The organism is Phycisphaerae bacterium, from assembly GCA_012729815.1.
Taxonomy (GTDB): domain Bacteria; phylum Planctomycetota; class Phycisphaerae; order JAAYCJ01; family JAAYCJ01; genus JAAYCJ01.
Map to the genome: position 1 here is coordinate 1 of JAAYCJ010000295.1, position 4,253 is coordinate 4,253.

Annotated in this window: 5 protein-coding genes; all 5 read right to left on the reverse strand. The window is 66.2% G+C overall.

The window, feature by feature from the left end; genetic code table 11:
• A partial coding sequence (locus GXY33_19070) for a DEAD/DEAH box helicase (GenBank protein NLX07245.1) occupies positions 1 to 1,149 on the reverse strand: 1,149 nt, incomplete at its 3' end.
• Complete coding sequence (locus GXY33_19075) at positions 1,146 to 2,153, reverse strand: ParB N-terminal domain-containing protein (protein ID NLX07246.1); 1,008 nt, start codon at positions 2,151 to 2,153, stop codon at positions 1,146 to 1,148. The genes GXY33_19075 and GXY33_19070, both read right to left, overlap by 4 nt.
• 65 nt (positions 2,154 to 2,218) lie before the next feature.
• A complete protein-coding gene (locus GXY33_19080) occupies positions 2,219 to 2,971 on the reverse strand; it encodes a hypothetical protein (protein NLX07247.1) in 753 nt (250 codons plus the stop codon).
• 29 nt (positions 2,972 to 3,000) lie between these two features.
• Complete coding sequence (locus tag GXY33_19085) at positions 3,001 to 3,819, reverse strand: ATP-binding protein (protein NLX07248.1); 819 nt, start codon at positions 3,817 to 3,819, stop codon at positions 3,001 to 3,003.
• A gap of 30 nt (positions 3,820 to 3,849) precedes the next feature.
• Positions 3,850 to 4,143 (reverse strand): hypothetical protein, encoded by a 294-nt coding sequence (locus GXY33_19090; GenBank protein NLX07249.1) that lies wholly within the window; start codon positions 4,141 to 4,143, stop codon positions 3,850 to 3,852.
• Between the last annotated feature and the right edge of the window lie 110 nt (positions 4,144 to 4,253).

Here is a 4,253-nt window from a genome sequence, read left to right on the forward strand (position 1 = left end):
CGTGATCAGCTTGTGGCGGCCGGAGTTGCCGACGAAATCAATCACCTCGCAGCGGGCTTTGCGGCTCGCGGCGATCATCGCCCGGCGGGCCTCGGCATCGGGCACGTCATTCAGCAGGTGCGCGATCTCGTCAAGCGGCCGGATCGCCCGTCCCGCCATCTGGGCGTAGAGCGCCCGGCTCTTGGTCGGCCGCGCCATGACGATGACCTCGACGCTCGGGTTGTCAAACCCCTCGGTCAGCACGCCGACGTTGCAGACCACCTGAAGCTTTCCGTCCGAGAAATCGCGCAGCACCGCCCGGCGGGCGTCCTTGGGCGTCTTGCCGCAAATCCACGCCGAACAGCCCGGCCGGTGCCGATTGAAAACCTCGCTCATCCGTTCCGCCTGGGCGACGGAGGCGGCGAACACCAGCGTCCGCCGGTCGCCAATAATTTCGAGCGTCGGCCCGACCACGCCGTGCAGGTTTTTTTCCTCTTCCATGACTTCTGCGAGGTCCGCGCCGTTCAGGTCGCCGGCGGTGGTCCGCACGCCCGAGAAGTCGAGCCCCTGGACAACCACGAACCGCTGGTCAACCGGCACGAGCCAGCCGTCGTGAATGGCGTCGAGAATCTCGTAATCCATGGCGACGGATTCGCAGACCTGCCCGAGCGCCTCTTCGTCGGCGCGGTCGGGCGTGGCGGTGACGTAAAGGAATTTGATGTCCGGGTTTTGGCCGTAGTAATCCATCACCCGGCGGTAGCTGGCGGACGTGCCGTGGTGGCCCTCGTCCACGACCACGACGCCGAATTGCTCGGGTAGGAATTTGGACATCCGCCCAAGCCCGTCGCCGCCAGTCGTCTGGGTCTGGATCGTCGATACGACGGCCTGCGGGCCTCCGAACATGCCGTCGTGCAGGTCGGCGTGCAGCTCGCCCATTTCGATTGCGACGTTCCACCCGGTGATCTGCTGGATTTTTGACTGCGCCTGGAAGATCAGCTCTTCCCGATGCGCGATCACGAGGCCGCGTTTCGGGTAGGCGCGCTGGAGGATGCCGGCAAAAGTTACGGTTTTGCCGCAACCTGTGGGCATTACGAGCAGCGTGCTGCGCACGTCTTTCCACTGGTGGAAAACGGCGTCCATCGCCCGCGTCTGGTAGTCACGAAATTTCACTTCCGCCCCTTCTTCAGTTCCGCCGGGACCAGCCCCCAGGCGAACCTTCCGATCATCCCTCGCCCCTTGCAGCCCCGGCACTGGTCGGACAGCGCGCCGTGGCACCACGGGCAGACCGCGTGCGGCGCCGTCGCCTTGAGGGCGTCATAGGCGGTGTTGAGATTGGCCATTGCCGCCGACGTGTTCAACTCCGCGAACAGCGGGTCGGCGGCGTCCTGTGCGGCTTGGACGGCGCATCGCACCTTGGACAGGTGCGCCAGCAGATCCTCGACCTCAACGCGGCGGTCCCACAGCCCGATCAGGTGGTCGGGGATGGGGTGCCCGGTGGCGTCCGCCTGGCCGGTCTGGGGTCCGGGGCGGCGGGCGGGCGTCTTGGCGGCTGGCGGCGGCGCGGGCGGCGGCTGTGGCGCTGGTGCCGATGGGGTCGGCGGTGCCGATGGCGTCCGAACCGGCGGCGGCGCTGGCGGCATGGTCGGCTGCGCGCTCGGGCGCGTCGGCCGCGGTGTTGCGGGCGGCCTTGTCGGTGGCGCCGGGTAGCTTTTCCCGTCAACTCCGATGCGTCGGGCAGGTTGTGACTTAGTCACAACGTTGGGCCGTATTCGATTGACGAATTCTCGGCTCACCCCGCAGTGCTGTGCGAGCGCTTCGTCAGTCAAGTCCGGCCGCAGGCGGATCGCCATCTCCGTGGCCTTGCGCTTGTCGGCGTTCGTCCGCCGCAGCCCGTGCTTGACATTCGCCCCGGCGCTGGCCCAGGCGGCATCCTCCTTGGTGCCTTGCTTGATTTCGCACAGGACGTTGCGCTTGCCCGCCTGCTGGTACGCCAGCAGCCGGTGGAAACCTTCGGCGAGCCAGTAGTCGGCGCCGTCCTGAAAAACTAGAAGCGGCGGCATCTTGGAGCCAGCCTGTATCGCCTCGACGTATTCGGCGACCGTGTCCTGGTGGATTTCCGCCCGGCTCTGGGTGCCGCCGTCGGTGCGTATCGATTCGATCAAAAGCTGTTTCATGGGTGTCTAAGACCGCGTGTTGCCTGCGTCCCGGATGCGCGGCCCCCGGGCGGGTTGGGGTGCGATCAGAACGGTAGCGGTTCTTCATCCTGCCCCGGCTCGGGCGTCGGTTCCGGCTCGGGCTCGGGCGCGGGCGTGGTAGTCGGTTTGGGCGCCGCGGCGGCCGACTTCGGCACGCTGGCGATCAGCGCCTTGGCGGCGCCCCACTCCGCGCCGCTCATCGCCTCGGGCGGCTTGCCGCCGCCGACCTTGTCGATCAGGCGGAACCACGCCGCCTCGATCACGACCTGCGGCTTGCCCTGCATGGCGTCGCAGAGCGCGGCCCAGCAATCGGGCATCGTTGATGATGTCGCCGCCGTCGGCGCCTGCATCGGCCTCTGGGCGGGCGTCGGGCGGGCCGTCGGCGTGCCACCGCCGAGCACGGCGCGGAACTTCGCCCCGTACTTGGCAGCCATAGCCCGGGCGTCAGCCTTCTGGATGCCGCTGCCGGGGGCATTGATGTACTTGATTTTGCTCTCGGGGTTCCCCTGCTGGTCGGGCTCCGTGCCGATCACGACTGAGCACGCCCTGCCGCCGAAGTCAGACGGGTTCCCCTCAAACGCGGCCCAATCCCAGCCGGTCCAGCCCATGACCTCCTGGACGTTCCTGATCCCGCGTTCCGAAAGCGTGCCGTCCTTCTGAACGAGCGTAATCCATCCCTTCATGATCCGGCCCGCGACTTCGATGTCAAAAACACACATGAGTGCGTTTCCCTTGCTCTCGTAGAGCACCGCCGATTTCGTCACGGCGTCATACGTTCCCTCTGCCATCAGATCCATGTGGACCTCCTTTCGTGTTTGGTGAATCGTTACTTCCCGCAAATCGCCGACCACACGTCGGCGGTGCCTTCCGCGATCTGCATCTGTTCGCGGCACGTCCGGCTCTTAGCCATGCAGTGCGGCAGCTCGCTCGGGTAGAGCGTGCGCGTCCCGGCGCCCTGGCCCTTACCGTCCTTGCTCACAGCAACGTCGTAGCCGATAAACAGAACGTGGTCGGCCCACTCCCGGACCCGCAGGCGGATGCTGGCCTTGCCCGACGTCGGGCTCTGAAGCCGCGGCTCGTAGCGCAGCCAATCCTCGCCGGCCGGGTTGGGGACGTTGCAGGTGCAATCGTGGCATACCAGCACGACGTTGCGCCCGGCCCGGCAGTGGCGGTCGAGGTCGGCCAGCAGGGGCAGGAACGTGTCGAACACGAACCCGTAGCCCTTGCCAAAGCCGTAATCCTCGATGCTTTTGCAGGCGTGGCCCTTCTCGTGTTTCACGTTGAGAAGTGTGTCGGCGACGGCCATCTCTTCAGCCTTCGTCAGGCTGTCGATCACGATGGCGTCGACGCCGTCCCATCCCGGCGCCTGAAGCGCGGCGCGGAGGTCGGCCCATGTGTGGCAGTTCGGAACTACCTGCACCTGCGGTATGTCCCGCAGGCGGCCGAGGCTCTCGTCGAGGTCGAAGAAGACCACGCGGCCGGGAAAGTTCGCGGCCAGCGTCGTCTTGCCGATTCCGCCGGGCCCGTACAGCAGGACGCGGTGGCCTCCTGCTGACTGGACGGAGGCGAATTGGACGCCGGTTGCGGCCGCCTGTACGGGCGGGCGTGGCGCGGCGGGTATCGTGGGTCTGGTTGGTGCTGTCATGTGACTCCTTTTTCCTTTCTGTTGTGCCGACTACCTGTCGGCGATCAGCGGCAGTTCCGGCTGGTCGCTCACGGTCGAGTCGGTGGATTTCTTTTCCTTCACCGCCCAGGCGATTGTCGTTGACACGTTCGCCTCGGTTCCCTGCGGTGTGATCTTGCTGCCGATGGCGAGCGAGAATACCAGCTTCGCCTCGTCGTCCTCTTCGGCAGTGATCAGCATTTGGTTGCTGATCGCCGCGCGGATGGCGTCTCCGTGTTCGTCGATCAGCGCCGCCACGTCGTCGGCGACGCGCCGTAGCGCCTTGTCGATGATCGTCGTTGTCATTTGGACTCCTTCCTGGGTTGGTTCCACCGGTACGACTTGCACCGGGCGCACGCCTTCGGCGGCGTCTTGTTGCGGCCGTCCCATTCGTGGCCGCAGCGTTTGCATTTGTA